This is a genomic window from Pseudomonas sp. 43NM1 (genome assembly GCF_002836905.1).
GTDB classification, from domain to species: Bacteria; Pseudomonadota; Gammaproteobacteria; order Pseudomonadales; family Pseudomonadaceae; genus Aquipseudomonas; species Aquipseudomonas prosekii.
Genome location: NZ_MKGS01000213.1, coordinates 1 through 19,894, shown reverse-complemented (window position 1 = coordinate 19,894; position 19,894 = coordinate 1). Strand labels below are relative to the sequence as shown.

Below are 19,894 nucleotides of genomic sequence, written 5' to 3'. Positions count from 1 at the left end.
CTCGACCGGGCCGTGCCAATTCGAAACTCAACGTGGCGATACCGCCAGCCCCGGTCAGCGTAGGTGCAAGCATTTCACCCGCGTATTCCCACATCACTTCCACGCCTGCAAGTGGTTCGCCCGTCAGCGCAGAGACAACCGTGGCAGTCGCCGACACTGAATCTCCCGGATAACCTGAAGCGCCGTCATAAAGCAGCGACTGAACGGCACGCGGCTCATTCAATACAAATGGCAGCGACACCGATTGCGCAGAGGCCGCCTCCCCAACCGTCGCAGTCAGCAACGTCGCCCCTGCAACCTGCGGCGTGTAACTCACCCGTGCAACCCCGTAAAAGTCCGTCAGTGCGCTCACATCGCCGAGTTCAGGGCTGCGCCAAAGCACCGCGATACCCGCCATCGGTTTGCCGCTGATAGCTGAAACCACCTGCACCTGTTCCTCCAGTACGTCCCCCCAATCGAGTGTCTGAGCGGCTCGCGTGCCGAGGATGAGTTTGAGCACCTGGCTGCCCGAGCCAACCGACATGGCGTTGGCCGGCGACAGTTTCGCCAATCGACTGGCGCCCATGCGCAGCGCAAACGCACCGTCCTTGAGGTCACCGACCGTCAGCGTGTACTCCAGACCGTCGCGGGTAAGCTGGCGCGGTGTGCCCAGCGCATTGCGCGGCACAAAACTCATATCGAGTTCGGAGGGCCCGGTTCCGGTCATACCGAGCGTCAACTCACGGCCGAGCAGTGGGCTGTTTGCGACTGCGCTGACCTTGAGCAGGTGCTGGCCCTTGCGCCGTGGGAAACAGGTTGTTTGCGACCAGGGCTGAGCCGACTTGCCGTCAAATTCAATGCGCAGATCCTCCCAGGGATCGCTTGCCAGCACCTGCACGGTCATCGGACATTTTTCAACAAATTCGTCATACAGGCTCAGCACGCGTGCATCCACCAGGAGCGGCTCGGCGACGCCCGGCGCACAAGCGAAAACCGACCAGCCTTCGGCATCGGTCTTCACCTCGACAGTTTGTTCAGCGGCATGCCACTGCACCGCCACCTGCTCGACCGCACGCTGGGTGAAGTGCGAGAACACCTGAACTGCCATCAACGCCTGGTCCTGCCCCGCGACCGGATCGACCACCGGTTCACGCCAGGCTTCGATCCGCACCTTGTTGTGCCCCAACAGCATCTGATTGGCCGGGGACACGAATTTCAGCTCAGGCAGCTCCAGCGCCAAGCCGAACTCGCCCGGCGCCGGGCTGGCGATAAAGCTCAGCTCCCAACGCTCGCCGCTGTCGCCAATAATCGGCGTGTGATCGAGGGCGGGGGTGACGGTCGCGCCTAATTGCCCGGCAGACGTTCCCGACCAGTGCAGCTTCATCGAAAGACCGACCAACGGACTCAGAGGATTGGGTACAACGGTAAAACCGTGCATCGCACCGAGGCACGGATACAGCGATTTTTCGCCAAGCGTTACCGCGCTCTGGTCCAGTTTGAAGCTCACTTCGCGCGCCAGATCCGGGTCTACCAAACGACCGAACAGCTCGCGATCGTCCGACAGCTGTGGCGTGCTCAAGGTCATTGCGAACAGCGTACTGACGCCAATATCCGCCTTCGATTCGAGCGTCCACTCAAGGCCGGCGGAGGTCAGTTTTTTCGCCACGCCGATGTCACTCGCCACCAGACCGGTGGGCGCGACGCCCTGGCGCCATCTCAACGTGATGGGCTGATCGAGCAACGCACTGCCGGCCAGCGGCACAATTTTCAAGGTGTGCGAACCGCCACGCCAGCACAGCAGACCGAGCACTTGCCGATCAACCTCGACCTCATCCAGGAGAATTTTTACCTGGCTTTTCCACGGACTGCTGGCCAGCGCTTTTACCTCGAATCGGGATGTGTGAGCCTGCGCATCCTGATGCGCGCGGACTCGAGCAGTGACGAACTGCTCGCCCGCCGTCGCAGGGCTATAGAGCAAACTGGCCCAGCCGCCTGCGCCTGTGGCCACGGTTGGCAGCGTCCCTTCAGGGGTGATCCAGTCGACCAGCGCGCCGACCACCGGATCGCCATTAACCACAGGCACCACCTGCACACGCAGCACCACACTTTCCTGCTCATCGATTATCGGAAATTTGTTGGCCAGCCGCTGTTCGCCGATTTTCACCAGGTTGCGCGCCAGCGACATGGTCTTTTTCGGCGAGGGCAGCAACAGCTTGGAACAGCCGAGTGACAACTCGAAACGAGCGTCCTGACGGTCTGCGCTGGTCAGCGTCCAGAGCGGTTCGAGATCAGCGACGGGCACCGGTTGTTCCAGCGGCGGACTGACCGTAATGCCCAATTGCTCGGGAGAAAGCCCCGTCAAGCTCAGCCACAATTGCGTACCGAGCAATGGACTGGTAGCCAGCAGCTTCACGTGCACGGGATAACTTGAACCACGGTTTGGATAGCCGGTTTTTTCTGCCCACGGCGCCGCTTGCGTCTCGACCACTGCCAACACTTCCTGCCACGGATCCGTCGCCAATACCCGAACCTTCAGGGTTTGGCTGGCAACGCCTTCGGGGTAATACGGGCTCTCGACAGTCGCTACCACGTCGAACTCACCCGCCACAGTCGGCTCGTAATCAAAGTAGGCCCAGCCGCTGTCATCGGTGACGGCAGCAGCCCTGACGCGCAGCCCGGCAACGGTCCAATTCACCGTGACCGCGCTGAATGTCTGACCGGTGTAGAACGACGCCACTTGCACGCCCACACGGACTTTTTGTTGAAGCTCCAGCACGGGGTAGTAAGCCGCTTCCATTACCTCGCTGAATGCAAGTCGGTGGTGGCCCAACGAGACCGTGACCGGATACGGGTCGGCGGTGTACTGATTGACCAGGTTCAGCGTGAACAAGTGAGCCGCTTGTTCAGTAACCCAAGGGCAGTCGATTACCCACGAGTCTTCCAGTGGTTGATCAACACCCCACACTGGCGCCGCGACCACCGCACCTTGCGGATTGTTTTCAATGGTCAGTGCAGCTTGTGTGCCTTGCCAGGCGTTACCCGGTGCGGGCACCACGCTCAGCCTGTGCGCCAGGGCGCCGGTGGCACCCAGGCATAAATACAACGGTCGGGTCGCCGGTAATGTCTGATCATCGAGTTTCAATGTTTGCAGCACCAGCGGCGCCAGACACAGTTCCAGCTTGATCCGGGTGATAAAGACAGCGGAGTAGTCGCCGGGGTCATTGAGCGGGGTGAATACACTGAGCTTCAGTTTGTCCTGAGCAGTCAGTGGCAAGTCGATCTCTTGGGAATACACAATGGGCTGGTAATCCAAGGGCCGCCCTGCGGCCAGACATGCGGTATCTGCATCGCGGTCACGCCGCCTGTGGGGCGGCAGCGAGATTACACACTCCTGCGGTTTGCCGGCGACACTGACAATCAATGTGCCCGGCTCGGCATGCCTGGTTTCGCAGAGAAAGTGCAGGATGTATCGGGCGTCAGCGCCAAGGGTCTTGGGCACCGTGACTTCCTGACTGATCGAGGCACCATCGGAAATTTCGAGATAGCGGATTCTTTCCCCTTCGTACCAGTCCTGGCCGAGACCGAACGAGCCATCGTTCTCCTGCGGCTTCCAGTGACTGAAGCCTTCGGTAAAACCACCATTGCGTATCACGCTTTCGTTGGCCTGTATGACGGGCTTATGCATGGTTGCCAGCTCCTTTGATCGCTGCGCTAATCGATGATTGTTCCGAGTCGTTCACCAGGCTTTCCACTGCCAGCCTGAAACCTGGTTGGCCCACCTTGGCCGAATAACGGATGCGCACAATGATGTCGGTCATCGATGCCAGCATCGCTGCTTGCGGCTGTTTCTTCGGCCAGGGAAAGTTCAACTGCCAGCGCGAAACTGCCCCGGTGTGCTCGAACGGATCGAGCAAGCCGTCCTCGGCTTTCATCGACACCATGCCGTTGTCGGCGAAGCCCGTGGAAACACCGATCTCCTGTCCGCTGCGCAAGTTGAACTGCACATCGGCCGGCGCCACACCGGTTCCAGCCCTGTGCAAATACCTGACCGATTCCGCCGATGGCTGCGTGGCAATGGTGCTGCCGATCTGTTGCAAGGTGGCCCGCACATCCTCGTAAGGGCCGGTCAACACTGGCAAGTCGACCTCGACCGAGCTGATCAGCCGGCAGTACTCCCCCGGGTGATCTCGGTCAAACAGCATTTGCGTCAGCCTGAACTCCAGCGTGCCACTGTCCACCAGCTTGGCCAGTGCCTCGCTCCAACTGGCGAAACCGATTTGTTGAGCGTTGGGGTCATCGAACAATTGGCGCAGGGAGACCGTCTTGATCCGTTCCAGACGCCGCTCGAAGCTTTGCAGATGCTTGCGTTCCATGCGCAACAGGTATTCGCGCAGATGATCGCCAGCGGTCAGCCCGTGGCGGTTATCCAGCCACACCTGCGGCAACGGCGTCGGTGCGTCATAGTCACCGGTGGCGGCGCTGAGCGACGCCTGGGCACTCAGGCACAAGCTGACCACGGCGTCATACGCCTGATAGTGCAAAGCCTTGAGCTGGCCAAGCAGCCAGCCGTACAACTCGGCATTGGTCGCGCGTTTTTTCAGGTAGTTATAAATAGCCAGCGACTGAACGTTGGCCCGTTCGGTGTAGCGCTGATTTTCCTCGGCGGCCGTCAGGGCAAAAGCGTGCGCCTTGAGCTGTTCTTCGATGACCAGTTTTTCCGCATCGGCCTGATCGCGCAGCAGTTCCCAATCCCTGCGTCGCAGTCGATAGCCTTCCTCGACAGCTTTTTTATCAGCGTTCATTTGCAGCACCAACGAACCGATATCCAGACCGTAAACCACGGCATTGGCCAGTTCCTCCAAGCGGTGTCCACCGTTGGAAAACCCGAAAATATTCGGTAACGACGCCAAAACGCCTCCGGCGCCCTTGATGGCGACCGAACTCACGCCCAGTTGCTTGGCCAATTGCAGGTCGTCCATCACCTCGTATTCCACCGCACTGATGTGCTCGTCGTACCAGGCCTTGTAGGCGACTCCCCGGGCCGTCACCGAAGCCAGACTCTGCTCCAGCACCTTCTGGTTCGCTGCCAGTTCCTCGACCGTGTATTCCTGGACGATTTTTGCGTAATTGCCCAGTTCCACTAAGTGGTCTTGCTGGATTTCTTCCTGCTCGGCCCGATCGCGCTGTTCAAGCAAGTGCAGCACCTGATTGCCGTACTCTTGCAGGGTTTGCACCGCGCGCATGGCGGCATCAAACGTCACGCGCCAGTGAAATGCACCGACCACCGCTCGCCCGCCCATCGGCCGTGCCCCTCCCATGCCGCCGGCAGCCAGATCGCGCAGCAACTGGTTGGGATCGGTCGGCGGGCTGAACAGCGCAATGTTCAGCGGTTTGCCGTCCAGGGTCAGGTTGTTGCGCAAGTTGCGCAGGCGCTGGCCGGGCAAATCGAACAATTGCAGCAGTTGCTCGTTGATCGGCAATTTGAACGGCGGGTTGGCGAGCATTCCCATGAACGGTGCGGTTTCGGCGGCAGGTGGAAAATCTGCCAATGAATAATCGAGTTGTTTTTCGAATTCCTCCAGCGCTGGGCGCGTACGACTTGTGTTCAAGAGTTCCCGGACGGTCTTGGTTTCCCAACGGGTTACCGTGCGCGCGACGGGCGGTTTGCCCATCAGAAACTCGGCCTGGACATAACACAACTTGGCGGCCATGAGGCTGTCACGGGTGAGCTGACGGTAGTACCAGTCACCCCAGGCGAGGAGGTTTTTCACGTATTCGTTGAACATCAGAATCTGCAAGTGTTTCGGGGCCGCATAACCAATGGCGTCCGGGTCCAGCGGCGTCTGAGTTTCGCAACCGACGTTGCCATTGCTGGTCAGCGGCCGGCAGCGCCAATACCGAGGTCGGTCGCAAGGTTTCGCCGGGGTCGAGGGCACCGCCGGCGCGCGTGGATCAAACACGTAGTGCAGCCAGTTTTGCGCTTCCGGGTAGCGATCCTCCGCACACAGGCGCGTCGCCACCAGATGCGGCAGATGGAAAAACAGCTCCCAGAAATACAGGCCATTGGCGCCGTTGAAGGGACCGTTGGGCTCCTCAAAGGATTTTCCCGCAGGGGGCGGCTCGCTCAGAAACTGAGTGTCCCAGTCCAGCACGGCATCGACTGAGACATGCGCACGCTGGACCAGCTCGGGCCCGAACAGAGAATTCAAGCGCGTGTGCGCCAGCATGCCGTACTGGTTGAAGGCGATGAACTGCGCCGCGTCGGCGGTGTTCTTTTCCAGCGCTGGCGCTGCGAAACGCCGCAGCATATGGATTGCTACGCTGAATTCCACCCGACCGTAGGTTGCGTCCGCACCCAAGGTGAATTTGAAGGGCTGAGTGATTGTGCCCGGGTTCCGTTCGAGGAGCATCCACGGAGTCACCCACCCGCCTGCCGGCGAAAGTGGTTTAGTTATCGGTTCTGGATCCGGTGCCGTTTGTGCAAGGAAGGCCAACGTGAAATCAGCGGTCCCCGCCGCGAGACCACTGGGCTTGCAAATACCCCGCACCAGTAAACGATCTTTGTCATCGGCGAGCAGGATCACTTCCAGGTCATAAAAACCGGTCAATGAGCCGGCAATCTCCGGTGGAGTGACGGCCGTAACCACTGGTTTGCTCGCGACAATCAGCGGATGTTGCACGACCAGTGCATTTTTAAAGCGACAGTCGGCGAGGTGCTTCAGCCACGTGGTATCGGCTTGCACGAGACGCATCAGCACATCCCGCTGCTCGTAAATTGTTATCGCCTCAGCACCTGATTGCGTCAGCAGCATTCCAAGCCTGCCTTTGGGATGTTGACCGTCGATCAAGACCGTCGCGATCAATCGCACGTCTTTCAGTGCAGTTTCTTCACGCTCGCTGTTGTGCACGCAGAGCGGAGCCGACCATTGGCCGTTCTGGGTCATGAACGCCAGATTGATCGTCAGCCTGGCTTTGATGAACTTGTCTGCATCCGTGCCCTGCACCTTGGCTTGCCACTCTGCCCACACCAGGCACAAACGACCATTCCAGAACACCGGGCGCATATCCAGTACCTCAGCGCCGGTCGCGACATCGATCGGCCGCCACTCCCCCCACGACGCCGGGTTGATGGCTGTACAGCTTGCAGAGAGTTCGATTTGCGCCTTGCGCCAGAACACCTGGTAAGGCGGCATGCGCTGCCGACCGACAAAGTAATAATCGGCGCGCGTCGCCGAGTCACCGTCAAAGAAACTACTGATGACATCCAGGTCGCACGTCTGCTCAAAGGCCTGCAGATAGTTTTGCAGGGCAATCTGCACCGAATCACTGTTGAGGCGGCTCTGGTTCAGGTTGTTTTCCAGTTCCTTGAACAGGCTGGTCTTGCGTTGGCGCACAAACGGGTTGATGTAATTTTCCGGGTAGTAGGTGATCTGTGTCACGGCCGCCCAATCGGCGTAATTGCCGATCACCTCCCAGTGTTTCAGTTCGTTCTTGTCGAACGAGTGCTTGTCGTAGCCCGGCTCCAGTTTGCGGTACGCGGCATGAATGAACTGCTGGGCACAACTGGTCGCTTCGGCAACCCACGAACTCTGCACCGGGTAATTGTCGAGCGGGTCCATGCGCAAGAGTTCGAACAGGTCGCCCGGCGTTTTCAGGAAAGCGTAATCGGCGTCTGCCGTGCCGAACTTTCCGATGCAGTACTCGACCAATGCCGAGCGACGTTTTTCGAGCAATCCACCAAGGTTGTTCTGCGTCATTATCGTTGCTCCTGCACGGATAACGTGCGACCGGCTGGTCTGACGTCGGTCGGATTACCGGCAAAAGTGACGTCCGGGAAATCGGCGTTTTTTTCACCGGCATGGCTGAGGACCGAGAAGGTAAATTTCCCGGCGGTGGCGCTGGAAATAAATACTCGGGTCACGCCATGTTGGTCGGTCAGGCCTTGTGCCGGACGAATGACAGGCCCGGCGAGGGTCGACGTGTTCGGCTCCGTGAGCCAGTCCACCAGACTGTTCTTGCCCAGGTTGCCGAACTGGTCGATCAACGTGGCGTACAACTCGACCTCCTGTCCGGCGGGCACCGTGCCGGATGGCACGCGCGATCTGAGCGCCGGCGGGAAACTCAGGCTCGAGTAATCCGCGATCAGATCGATGCTGCTGGCATGCTCGAACTCAAACAGATCGAGCCTGAACAGCGGTGTTTCGGAGCCCATGACAGGGCCTGGGCGATAGGTCGCGAGCAAGACTCCTTTGATGTCGGTCTCGCCCGTTTCGACAGTGCCCAGGGTCGATTCCCAATAAACCTTGATCCCGCTCCACGCTGAGCCGTCAGGTTTTTTCAGGGTCACGGTAAACACAATCACGTCAGTGGATTTGCCGTTTTTATTGGCCACCACTTTTGTCTTGTCCGCAAGACAGGTCACCACCACGATCTGCTCCGGCGTTTCATCAGCAAAGGACACGACCGCTGCGGTTTTGGCAGAAAGGCTGAGCAGCGCGCGCTCGGCGGCGGCGGAGTAACGCGCGGTGTCGATTCCGTCTGGCAGGTCGCCCAGCAGGAAAATCGTCAAAGCGTCCATGCCGGTTTGCCGAGCCAAGGTGCGAATGCGCATCAACAGGTCGAGTTGGGTCAGGTTCTTCAGCAGTTTCTGCGACGGGTCGATGCGACTCGTACATTCGCGGACCTCCTGGACGCTCCAGTCAAAAAACGCCGCAAGCCGCACCGCTGCAGCTCGCTGCGCCAGATCCAGGGCATTGCCTGCCAGCCCCGGGGGCAGCGCGTTAACCTGACGCAGGTAATCGAGCAGTTTGCTTTGCGGTTGCTCGCTGGACTCGAACGCTTTGGTCAGTACCGTCAGACCGTAAAGGGTTTTCAGCGTGAGGACGTGTTTGTCTGCCTGGCCCAACCAGCCCAGGTGGCCATAGTACAAATAGTCCTCAAGCACTGAAGCACTCAGGTCCAGTTTCGCCACCAGCGCACTGCGTCGCTGCACCTCAGCCAACAATTTGAGCAATGGGTCGGATTGCTGTGGCTTGGTCGCGGGGTCTCCGAGATTCTGCTCGCGACGTTCCAGTACTTGGCGCAACAGTTGGTACACCGTGCCTTTAACCCAGAACAGGACTTGCAGTGCTCGTTCGGCATCGAGTTGCGAATACACCGCAAGGCACTCTTTGGCGACCGATACCTGAGCGTCGCGGAACTGCAAAAGCACCGCGAGCATGCTCTCGACAATAGGTGCGCGCACGGCTTCATCACTCTCTTTCAGACCGTCGCGCACTGCATTGTCCAAGTGTGTCCGAGCCGTTACCAGATACTCGGACTCAGTGCCTTGGAACGGCAGCACCAGGCCTTCGGGATCAACCAGATTGGCCAGCAGATTCAGCCAGTCGGGCCTCATGAAATTTGACTCGCCGGCCATGACAAACGCGGCATTGGTCAACTGAGCGGTGGGCAGCAGATTGTGAATTTGCTCCGACAACTGCTGTTCTTTGGCCGTGTGGACGACCACAGCTTCAGTCAGCGCCACCTGTTGCAGCACCCACTGCACCGGCAACTCGCGCTCTCGGCACCAGGCGACACAAGAATGCATGGCGTACATCAGATCCAGCACATCCGGGGGGCTTTCACTGTCGGTGGCTGAATTGATCCGCGTTTCGCCGGCCAAGCCGTTGAGCCAGGTATTCCCCCCTAGCGACAACAACATCAGCACACCTTCGATCGGCGTGATGCCCAGCAGCCGGGGCAATTTCACCAGTCGGTAAAAACTGGAAACGGTTTGCGCGTCACGCGTCAGATTTGTCGTTACGCTGCGAGCCCCGCCCACCGCTCTTGCCAGGTACTCGTAAGTCTGCGGATCTATTTGCAACCCGTGGCACAGCTGCCTGGCAGTCAGATCGGGGCTGCCGGGAACGGGGCTGATCGCAAACGTGCCGTTGTCCAACTTCAGCGATTCGCCGTAGCCACCTTGGCTGTTGAACACCTGGTCGAACTGCGACAGCGTTTCGCCGCGACCGTAAATGCCCAGTTGATCGATGAACGCCGCGAAGTCCGCCGCGTTGCACCCATACCGGTCCCGAAAGGTCTGAAAGATCCCGAACGCATGCACCACCGGTTCCGTGATCCTCCAACTGTGTGCAGGTGTGGTACGGTTTTCAGCCCGGATCGCAGCGGCCAGCAGGGCGTCAGTTTGTTCGGTGGGAAGCTCGAGCCATTGATCCAGCCGCACCTTGCGGTTGATCCGGTCATAGGGATTGACGATAGAAGTCGGCGCGCTCAATTCATGAAACGCATCGGCCACCCCGCTGAAATTGATGGTGATCGGCACAGTGGACTGAGCGTTGATGTAGACCGAACCGGAAACTTTATCGTCCTCCTGCGCCGCTGGCGGATACGGCACGTTAGCCGAGCGAGTCGGGGCAAAATCCCGGACTGACAGCAAGGCTTCAATTTGACGCGCGTCCAGCTTGGTTCGCTCACCCAGCAACGCTACCCGGCTGAGAATGAGCGACTCCGCTGGCGAGGCACCGAAGTTGTCCAGATAAAACGCAGGCGCGCTGGCTTCGACAATGAATAGCTCCGTCAGCAGTGCTCGCTGGTAGGGCCCCAGCCGCGAGGCATGCGCCATGCCTCGCCCGGCATTTTCGCCGCGCGCCTTTGGTTGCAGAAAATACGGATAGGCGCTGTCCACGCGGTGAACAAAGTTGCCCACCGACAAATCATGAAAACGGGTAACCGTGTCCAGCGTTGCCCAGTGCTGGTAATAAGGCAGGCCGTTCGGATAACGAGCATTGATCAATTGCGTTTCGAGGTCGCCGTCATCGTTTGCATCGCCGTGTTCCTGGATAAACGTCTCTAGTACCGAAACGATAATGTCCACGGAGGACACAGGCTGGTGCACGGCGTTGAAATCGACGGACAAATCCTTCAAGTCGGCGCGACGGGTATGCAGTTCCACATTGCCCACACCCTTGTTCTCGATATCCCCGATCAAGCGGAACAACTCGATCAGGTAAGCGACGGGCGAGGTCACAGACTCCAGCGCATCCGGCGGACAAAGCCTGTCGAACAGGGGCTTGAACAAGCTTTCGTAGCTGGGGCCCTCGACCATCGATAGCAGGCCGCTCGCCGGTCTGACGCTCAGGTCACTGCCATGCAGCGAGTGCTCGATAAACTGGCGGCGCACGTAAATGGCCAGGCTGTTGGCCCCACGCAGCCATCGTTGTGCATCTTCGGCGCTCATCTGGTATTTGCCGACCAGCCCCGACACGCCCATCTCGACCAATGGAAAAATCGAACCACCCTCGTCGATATAACGCTGCAACGTGCCGTAGGTCTTGCGTTGCGTCTCGCTGAACACCTGCTGAAGCAGCTGTTGGGCGGGGCGGATCGCGGAATCAGCCATGGTCGAACTCCCTGATTGAATGGCGGCGCCGAAGAGGCACAAACGGCTCGGATTTAGCGTGTGGGGTTAGAATCTGCGCGCATGCGCTAACCGACGTCTACTGTCATAAATGACAGTAACCGCGGCTGCGCATCGGTAAATTCAGATCATTGCGAGGCAGGCTTGATGAGCTCGAACCGCTCGCTCTCCACCCAATCGGACGCCGTCGAACGGTCCGATCCGTCGCTGATCGTCTGTTTGAACCGACACCAGTTGGCACCGGCGGGCAGCGGTTGCGTTGGCACGACTCGCCAGCCCGTCCCAGTGACCGGCAGATTGGCCGCCCACACGTGTTCGGGGTTGTACCAACTCACCAATTGGCCGGTGCCGGCGCGGCCCAGGCCGGCAAATGTCAGCGGCTCGCTCACCCACTGCCCCGCCGTCGGTGTGGCGATGCTCGGCAAGTAACGCCCCAGATTCACCGACACTGCGGCAGAACGCGCCGAATCGAACCCGCCACTTGAGGCCACGGCGACCAGGTCATAGCGATCACCAGGCTGGTCAAACGTTGACTTGACCGACCAGCTTCGATCCTCCAGCACCGTCGCGGTGCCGAGTACCGTGCGTGTCGCATCGGTCAGTGAAACCGTGACCCGATCGCCCGGATAACCGAAACCGGAAACCACCGTGTTGTAGCCAACGTGCTCGTTCTTGACGGGTGTTTCGATAAACGGCGCGGCCGGCACGATGTTGAAGACCAGCGCGGGGCTGTCGCTGGATGTCTGCAGTTTGCCGTTGGCGTCAACGAATGTTTGCCGCGCGCGCAGGGTGGTAACCCCGACTGGCAACGTTATCTGCCCTTGCCATCGGCCATCAAAGCCGATCACGACGTCCTCCAGCAAAAAGTCGCGCTCACCGTCCAGCCAGACGAATATCCGCCCATTGGCGATTCCCGTGCCGGACAGCGTGGCGGTTCGGGGCAGATCTGCCTCAGGTGTCGGTACCGTGAAGAGCGGCGGCATCAGCGCCACGGTAAAACCCCGATATTCGCTACGCAGGGATGGGTAAGTCTGGAACGTCTGTTGCGCATCGATGGTGTAAGCGCGAAATTCCAGGCCCTTGAGCTCGATCTCCCAGTCGCCAGCGCTGAGCAGAGTCAGCGGCGCGCCCAACGGCACGTCTCGCGCGGCATCGCGCAATTGCATGGTGGCCCCCGCCATCCCCTGCGTCCCTTTGACTTTCAGGTCGCGGCCCACCTGCGACTCGGATAACGGCTCAGTAATCAGCGGGGTCGGCACTTGCGGTTGTACGTCGAAGGTCGACGACGCGGAAGGCGACTGCTGGCCGCCCGCCAATTGCGTCACCGTTACCGTATGGCGCACGCCGTATGCAAACGGCTCGGTGCGCCGGAACGCCCAGTTGCCATTGGTTTGAACGGGTTTGTGCACCACAGGGCTGTCGCTGTAAACCAGATCAACCACGGCGCCCGGCCAGCAGGTGCCGGTGATGTCAGGCGAAAGTCCGTTTGGGGTGACTGCAGTGATCACCGGCGCCAGCGGCGCGATAGTGACGATGAGTCGAATCCAGTTGGCCGACGACTGCCCATTGATTTGCTGTTTCAGGTCGACATTTTGACTAAGCATCGGCCCCCAGACCTGTGCCGATTTGCTTGTCCATTGACTGTCACGAACAGTGGCGTCAGGCGCCGCTTCAGCCCCACCCTGCTTTTTGATCAGGATGGTGGCGCCAGTCACGCCTCGTCCGGAAAAAGTCGGGGTGTAATCGGCAACCGTATATTTGATGTCGGTCGGGTCCGGCACGGCGATCGTACTGGTGAAAGCGAAGTGCGGGGATTCGATCCATGCGTTACCGGGAATGCTGATTTTTTGAAAAGCAGTGAGCTGGTAGGTGCCGAGTGGCCAGCCCGTCGCCGTCATTTCCCAGACACCGCCTTTTACTTCCTTGGCCGGAGGAACTATTGCCCCGCTCGGGCCACTGACGATGCGGATTTCAACCAGCGCACCGTTATGCCCGACCCCGGAAAATTTCACTGAATTGGGTGCGGGATAAAGCATGTCGACCTTGGTCAATGCCGGTGGCGCGACTTTGTACGGACGCCCGACACTGCCCAGGGATTCTTCTCCGAGCAATTGCTTGGCCACCAGCGTTACCAAACCGACTGCAACCGTGACTGAGCACTGCCAGTTCGCCCCGGTGAGCGCCGCCGTGCGCCCCACTTCGGTTGAGCCACCGTCATTCATGACAACCAGGGTTGCGCCGATCATGCCCATGTTGCCGGTCAAGTTGAATGTAGTGGGCTGATTCGAATTGGCAGCCGGGCCGAGAATAACCGGCTCAGGTGGCCTGATCCGGAAGGCGCGAGATGAACTTGGCAACGACGTGTGACCGCCACGTATCTGCTTCGCGCGCAGCACTGCTCGCCCGGAAGGCACGGTGACGGAGCAGGTCCAACTCCCGGCGGTCGTCAGCGCAGTGGATCTGCCGACTTCCTTACCAGCTGAATCCTCAACAATCACCACCGCCCCCACAACGCCCAATGTCCCCTGAACTTCAAAGGTTGGGGCTTGCAAGGAATCGGCGGCGGGGCTACTGATCTGAGGCACTTGCGGTAAGTGGGATACCGTGATCGAGTTTGAGTTGGGAGAAAAATGAGGACCAATCTTTTGTTTGGCATACAGCGTTAACGACTGTGCATCACTGGGCAATTCTACGGCTGCCGTCCAATCTCCGTTGGCCCGGATTACCCCTGTTCCTATTTGCGCGTTGCTAATGGCGTTATGCACAGAGACTGCACCCACCAAATATTCGCCCCCCGTCCCGCTAATGGTAAACGGACTTGTTATGGCGTCGCCGGACGACGGCCTGGTGATCACCACGGGAGTGACCCTCAGCGTGACGTGGATCCTGCGCGTCTCTCCTTGGGCGACCTCGATTCTGTATTGACCAGGCGCAAAAGCACCTGGCAGGCGCGCGGTCCACAGGCTGCCCGTCTGCACGCCCTGCCCTTGCGCAATAGCAGCTGAACCAGACTGGGTATATAGACGCGCAATAATAAGACCTTGCGAAGAGGTAGTCCCCGACACATCGATTTCGCCATTCCTGACGTTAGCGTTATTGGCCGGAGTTGTAATAGTCGGTGCGGCAACGGTAGGTTCTTCTTCGACAGACATTTTAAACTTCCCTGGTGGGTGGGCCTGCAACCTTTCCATTTGAAAAGATGATGGGTTTAAACCAGAGGAATTATGGAATCGCTTTTTCAGCCAGCGTATTTTTATAATCTACCTTCAACCAGGCTTCTGCTGCGGGGTCCCAAGTATTACCCCTGTCGAATATATACTTGAAATAAAGACTTCCGGTTTTAAGCGGACTGCCTACCCAACCACCGTTAGCAATATCATGCCATTCCCCATCCTGTATGGCGTTTTGGGTGAGCAGTCTTTTCCAAACCTGTCCGCTATCTCCGCTTACGCCGAAGGTAAGATCACCGGAAGTCCGGCCATTCGATGTGACCCTGTACTGCATGCTGTACCCGTATAATAGTGCTCCGTCATTGCCCCACCAATACGATACCGTCAACTCGGCCTTGTAATTATCGTAACGCACAACTATGTCCTCAATTTGCACAGCGCCTGAGGCTTTAGCCTGTTGGTAACTTTGAAAAATGATGTCATTAGCTGAAGTAACATTCTCGACCGCCGCATCAACATCAGATGAGTTTTTATCGTCATTGCAGGTCATTATTTGGCACCTTGTATGGTTAATGGATGGCCTACATCCGCACAGTGACATTCATGTCTGGCAGTGTGGTTGTTCAGGTCAGTTAAAAAGAATTCCCTATTCTTTTCTACCTGTAAAAACTGACAGTTCTGACGAATGGTCTTACACAATTTTCCGAAGTTTCAATGCCTACAAAGCCTTGCGCCTTTGCCTACACAGTCGCCGGAATCGGCTGGCTTGTGCGCTTTATGGCTGGCCCGTAAGTTGGTCGGCGTCGCTGCCAATTGGCAGCGGCCAGGTGTAGTCGCCCGGAAGGCTGATGAAAATCGCACTGGCTCACCCGACGGTCGGGATGTCCCTATCCCCCATCCTGAACGTCAGGTAGTTGAGCGCTGCGCAGCTTCGGATGCGCCGATTTTCAGGGCCTTCCGGCCGACTGACCTGTGTGACAGATCTGGAATTCAGGCAGGCGCCTTCGCGAGCAGGCTCACTCCTACAGGGAACGCATTCCACCGTGGGAGTGCGCCTGCTGGCGAAAGCAACATTGAAGACACCGCCGGATTCAGGCAGACGCCGGCATTGGCTGGAAACTGAAGTACTGCTGCAACGCGCTCACCAGTTGTGCGTATTCCGGCGGGGCCTGTTGCAGGCTGAACCCGGCGTCATAGTGGTGGGGTGTGGCGTCTTCGTGGCACCAGAGGCAACTCGCGCGCAAGTCGATGACCTGCATGCAACCGTCGCTGGCGGGAATCTTCAGACGCAAGTCGAAGTCAGCGCCAATCATCATCGGCAGTTGACTGATCAACATCAGCCCGTCTGCGGAGACATTGCCCAGAAACCCGATGGGCTTGTCGGTGACGCTGTTGAACACTCTGAGAAAATACGGCAGTTGATGCCGCTCGATACGGCGCTCGGTAAACATGCTGAATTCGCTACGCAAGGCTCTTAAGCAGAGCCGCACTAATGCTTCGGAACGAGCCTTCATGGAGCAACAGCGGCGCGCTCTCCTTGCTTCCGGTGCAACGGCCTATGCAGACCGCTGCCAATTACTTCTGCCAGTCGCAGGTGTCACATCGGGTTAGAGACAAGGCTCTAATCCGATTTATTCGACTATAGCTCACCCTCTGCACTCGGCCAGGCTTTGGATGATTTCTATCATCAGAAGCGGGTCGGACGCACCACGGCCGCGGCGCTGCGTGTCGGGTAATGACCCAGCGAAGCCAGGGTTTCCAGACGAGCGCGGGCCCGGTAGGCGTATTCGCTCTGCGGGTAGGCGGCGATGATGTACTGGTAAGTCTGCGCCGCGTCGATGAACAGCTTCTGCCGTTCCAGGCATTGGCCGCGCATCATCGACACTTCCGGTCGCACATACGGCCGCGCACGGCTGGCGCGATCGACTTTGGACAGTTCGAGCATCACCTGCTCGCAATTGCCGCGGTCATAGGCGCTGTAGGCATTATTCAAATGATGGTTCATCGACCAACGGGTGCAGCCCGTAACGCTGAGGGTAGCGAGGGCAAGGACGGCAATGAGCGCAAATCGCATGAGGGTTCTCCTGTCTTGAGCTCTGTATCGACCTGTTACGCAAATTCTTCAGGAATGTTCTTTTAAGAAAAAAGCGAAAAACAAAGATCTGCGAAAAACAAAGATCTGAAAAAAAAGTAGTGCAGATGAACAATGACTACAGCCACCGAGCATAGTAGCCTCACTCAGCGCTTGAACTCAGGAGTCTATGCATGTCCGTCCGTCGCACCAAAATCGTCGCTACCCTTGGCCCCGCCAGTAACTCGCCGGAAGTTCTCGAACAGCTGATTCTGGCTGGCCTGGACGTCGCCCGCCTGAACTTCTCCCACGGCACCCCCGACGAGCACAAGGCTCGCGCGAAGCTGGTGCGTGACCTCGCTGCCAAGCACGGTCGCTTCGTCGCCCTGCTCGGCGACCTGCAAGGCCCGAAAATCCGTATCGCCAAATTCGCCGGCAAGAAGATCGAGCTGAAGATCGGTGACCAGTTCACCTTCTCCACCGCGCACCCGCTGACCGAAGGCAACCAGCAAGTGGTCGGCATCGACTACCCGGACCTGGTCAAGGATTGCGGCGTGGGCGACGAGCTGCTGCTCGACGACGGCCGCGTGGTCATGCGCGTTGATACCGCCACCGCCACCGAGCTCAATTGCACCGTGCTGATCGGCGGTCCGCTGTCCGACCACAAAGGCATCAACCGTCGCGGCGGTGGCCTGACGGCGCCAGCCCTGACTGAAAAAGACAAGGCCGACATCAAGCTCGCCGCCGAAATGGAAGTCGACTACCTCGCCGTGTCCTTCCCGCGTGACGCTGCCGACATGGAATACGCCCGTCAACTGCGCGACGAGGCCGGCGGTACTGCCTGGCTGGTAGCGAAGATCGAACGCGCCGAAGCCGTGGCCGACGACGACACCCTCGATGCCCTGATCAAAGCCTCCGACGCGGTGATGGTTGCCCGTGGTGACCTCGGTGTGGAAATCGGCGATGCCGAGCTGGTGGGCATCCAGAAGAAAATCATCCTGCACGCACGTCGCCACAACAAAGCGGTGATCGTCGCCACGCAGATGATGGAGTCGATGATCCAGAACCCGATGCCGACTCGCGCCGAAGTGTCCGACGTGGCCAACGCCGTGCTCGACTACACCGACGCCGTGATGCTCTCGGCGGAAAGTGCTGCCGGTCTGTATCCGCTGGAAGCCGTGCAGGCCATGGCGCGCATCTGCGTCGGCGCTGAAAAGCACCCGACCAGCAAGACCTCCAGCCACCGTATCGGCAAGGTCTTCGAAAGCTGCGACCAGTCCATCGCCCTCGCGGCGATGTACACCGCCAACCACTTCCCGGGTGTGAAAGCGATCATCGCCCTGACCGAAAGTGGCTACACGCCGTTGATCATGTCGCGCATCCGTTCCTCGGTGCCGATCTACGCGTTCTCCCCGCACCGCGAAACCCAGGCGCGCGCCGCCATGTTCCGTGGCGTCTACACCGTACCGTTCGACCCGGCATCGCTGCCGCCTGAGCAAGTCAGCCAGGCTGCAATCGACGAGCTGCTCAAGCGTGGCGTTGTGGAAAAAGGCGACTGGGTGATCCTGACCAAAGGCGACAGCTACCACACCATCGGCGGCACCAACGGCATGAAAATCCTGCACGTTGGCGACCCAATGGTCTGATTGACCGGTTGCTGAAAGACAAAAGCCCCGCCATGTGAATGGCGGGGCTTTTTGATTTCTAGTGCTGGGGATGTGTTGTCCGGGCTGCCGCTATCGCGAGCAAGCTCGCTCCCACAGGGGTTTTGCAGGAAACCCAAAATGTGGGAACAGCCCAATCAACTGTGGGAGCGAGCTTGCTCGCGATGGCGCCCGCCCAGCCAACACAGATCTAACGCCGGTTGATAAACCCCGACAACGCCGCCACCGCTTCGGGCGAACGCAGCCGTTCGGTAAACAACGCGCCCTCCTCCTCGATCACCTTGCGCAGCAGTTCGCGATCCGGGGCTTTCATCAATTGCTTGCTGATGCGCACCGCCTCGGCCGGCAACGCTTCAAAACGCAATGCCACCTCCCGCGCCTTGGCCAACGCCGCTTCGCCACTGCCCAACGCCTCGGTGGCAATTCCCCACGCCGCCGCTTGTTCACCGCTGAAGCCTTCGCCCAACAGCAACAACTCCGCCGCTTTCGCATGCCCGAGCAAGCGCGGCAGAATCAGGCTGGAGCCGAACTCCGGGCACAACCCCAGGTTCACGAACGGCATACGCAAGCGCGCATCGCGGCTGACGTAGACCAGATCGCAATGCAACAACAACGTCGTGCCGATACCCACCGCCGCACCGGCCACGGCGGCGATCACCGGTTTGCGGCAGTCGAGCAGGCTGAGCATGAAATGAAACACCGGGCTGTCGAGGTTGCTCGGCGGTTGTTGAATGAAGTCGGCAATGTCGTTGCCGGCGGTGAAGCACTCGGCGGATCCGGTGATCAGCACCGCGTTGATCTCAGGACTCTGGTCAGCCTCGCTCAGCGCTTCGGCCAGTTGCGCGTACATGGCGCGGGTCAGGGCGTTTTTCTTGTCCGGACGATTGAGGCGCAGGGTCAGCAGACCCCGCTCGCGTTCAACGTGGATGGCATCTGGCATGGCAAGTCTCGCGTGGTTAAACGATCAGCGCTCAACCACGGGGAACAAACACGTCGGCCAGCAGTTGATTGCGCGGCAGTCCCGCCAGGTACAGGCGCCGGGCGAAGGCGTCGACGCTGTCGGGGGCTCCGCAGAGTAAGGCCAGGGTTTGCCGCGAAACAAGCCGCAGTTGCGCCAACGCCTGCGGCAACTCGGCCGGGGTCCAGAGCTCCACCGTGAGGTTGTCGCGGCCCTCGGCCATAGCTTGCAGGGGTTTGGCCAGGTAATGCTCGTGCGCGTCATGCGCCAGGTGAATGACGCGGATGGCGCCTTGGTGATCCTGGCGCAACGCCTCACGCAAGACGCCGAACAGCGGCGCCAAACCGGTGCCGGCGGCCAGCAGCCACAGTGGCCGGGTGTGCCAGTCGGCGTCGTAATGCAGGGCGCCGCCGCGCAGTTCACCGAGGCGCAGGCTGTCGCCGATCTGCAACTGGCGCGCGGCGGTGCTGAATTCGCCGGGCTGGCGGCAATCGAGGTGAAATTCGAGAAAACGGTCCTCTTCCGGCAGGCTCGCCAGCGAATACGGACGCGCGACGTTGCCGGCCCACAACACCAGATGCTGGCCGGCGCCGTAGCGCAGCGGTCGTTGGGTGATCAGGCGCAGGCGCAAGA

10 protein-coding genes are annotated in these 19,894 nt (G+C 59.4%); 1 reads left to right on the top strand and 9 read right to left on the bottom strand.

Annotated features, from left to right (window positions below; genetic code table 11):
• From BI292_RS28445 to BI292_RS28415, 7 genes are all read right to left on the bottom strand, one after another.
• Positions 1-3,664: hypothetical protein (locus BI292_RS28445; protein ID WP_101210004.1), on the bottom strand; the 3,664-nt coding region annotated here is incomplete at its 3' end.
• Complete coding sequence (locus tag BI292_RS28440) at positions 3,657-7,736, bottom strand: neuraminidase-like domain-containing protein (protein ID WP_101210003.1); 4,080 nt, start codon at positions 7,734-7,736, stop codon at positions 3,657-3,659. The genes BI292_RS28440 and BI292_RS28445, both read right to left, overlap by 8 nt.
• A complete protein-coding gene (locus BI292_RS28435) occupies positions 7,736-11,380 on the bottom strand; it encodes a Tc toxin subunit A (RefSeq protein WP_101210002.1) in 3,645 nt (1,214 codons plus the stop codon). The genes BI292_RS28440 and BI292_RS28435 overlap by 1 nt, the downstream gene beginning before the upstream one ends.
• A 146-nt stretch (positions 11,381-11,526) precedes the next feature.
• The gene (locus BI292_RS28430) at positions 11,527-14,550 is read right to left on the bottom strand and encodes a hypothetical protein (RefSeq protein WP_157831323.1); all 3,024 of its coding nucleotides are present in this window, start codon (positions 14,548-14,550) and stop codon (positions 11,527-11,529) included.
• A 70-nt stretch (positions 14,551-14,620) separates the two neighbouring features.
• Positions 14,621-15,118: a hypothetical protein gene (locus tag BI292_RS28425; protein WP_101210000.1), complete on the bottom strand. Its 498-nt coding sequence runs from the start codon at positions 15,116-15,118 to the stop codon at positions 14,621-14,623.
• A gap of 541 nt (positions 15,119-15,659) precedes the next feature.
• Entirely contained in the window at positions 15,660-16,019 is a 360-nt protein-coding gene (locus BI292_RS28420; RefSeq protein WP_101209999.1) for a PilZ domain-containing protein, read from the bottom strand.
• 236 nt (positions 16,020-16,255) lie between these two features.
• Positions 16,256-16,642 (bottom strand): tol-pal system YbgF family protein, encoded by a 387-nt coding sequence (locus tag BI292_RS28415; protein WP_092278748.1) that lies wholly within the window; start codon positions 16,640-16,642, stop codon positions 16,256-16,258.
• 191 nt (positions 16,643-16,833) lie between these two features.
• Between BI292_RS28415 and pyk the strand changes: the two genes are divergently transcribed.
• Positions 16,834-18,285, top strand: a complete 1,452-nt coding sequence (pyk, locus tag BI292_RS28410) for a pyruvate kinase (protein ID WP_092278746.1) — start codon at positions 16,834-16,836, stop codon at positions 18,283-18,285.
• A 208-nt stretch (positions 18,286-18,493) separates the two neighbouring features.
• On the opposite strand, the gene BI292_RS28405 is transcribed toward pyk, so the two are convergent.
• Both BI292_RS28405 and BI292_RS28400 read right to left on the bottom strand, forming a co-directional pair.
• Complete coding sequence (locus BI292_RS28405) at positions 18,494-19,243, bottom strand: enoyl-CoA hydratase-related protein (protein WP_101209998.1); 750 nt, start codon at positions 19,241-19,243, stop codon at positions 18,494-18,496.
• 31 nt (positions 19,244-19,274) lie between these two features.
• On the bottom strand, positions 19,275-19,894 hold a 620-nt coding region (locus BI292_RS28400; RefSeq protein WP_101209997.1), incomplete at its 5' end, for an iron-sulfur-binding ferredoxin reductase.

Coding starts and splice junctions, on each gene's coding strand:
- BI292_RS28440 (WP_101210003.1), bottom strand. CDS start 7,736: ATGACGCAGAACAACCTTGGTGGATTGCTCGAAAAACGTCGCTCGGCA.
- BI292_RS28435 (WP_101210002.1), bottom strand. CDS start 11,380: ATGGCTGATTCCGCGATCCGCCCCGCCCAACAGCTGCTTCAGCAGGTG.
- BI292_RS28405 (WP_101209998.1), bottom strand. CDS start 19,243: ATGCCAGATGCCATCCACGTTGAACGCGAGCGGGGTCTGCTGACCCTG.
- BI292_RS28420 (WP_101209999.1), bottom strand. CDS start 16,019: ATGTTTACCGAGCGCCGTATCGAGCGGCATCAACTGCCGTATTTTCTC.
- BI292_RS28430 (WP_157831323.1), bottom strand. CDS start 14,550: ATGTCTGTCGAAGAAGAACCTACCGTTGCCGCACCGACTATTACAACT.
- pyk (WP_092278746.1), top strand. CDS start 16,834: ATGTCCGTCCGTCGCACCAAAATCGTCGCTACCCTTGGCCCCGCCAGT.
- BI292_RS28415 (WP_092278748.1), bottom strand. CDS start 16,642: ATGCGATTTGCGCTCATTGCCGTCCTTGCCCTCGCTACCCTCAGCGTT.
- BI292_RS28425 (WP_101210000.1), bottom strand. CDS start 15,118: ATGACCTGCAATGACGATAAAAACTCATCTGATGTTGATGCGGCGGTC.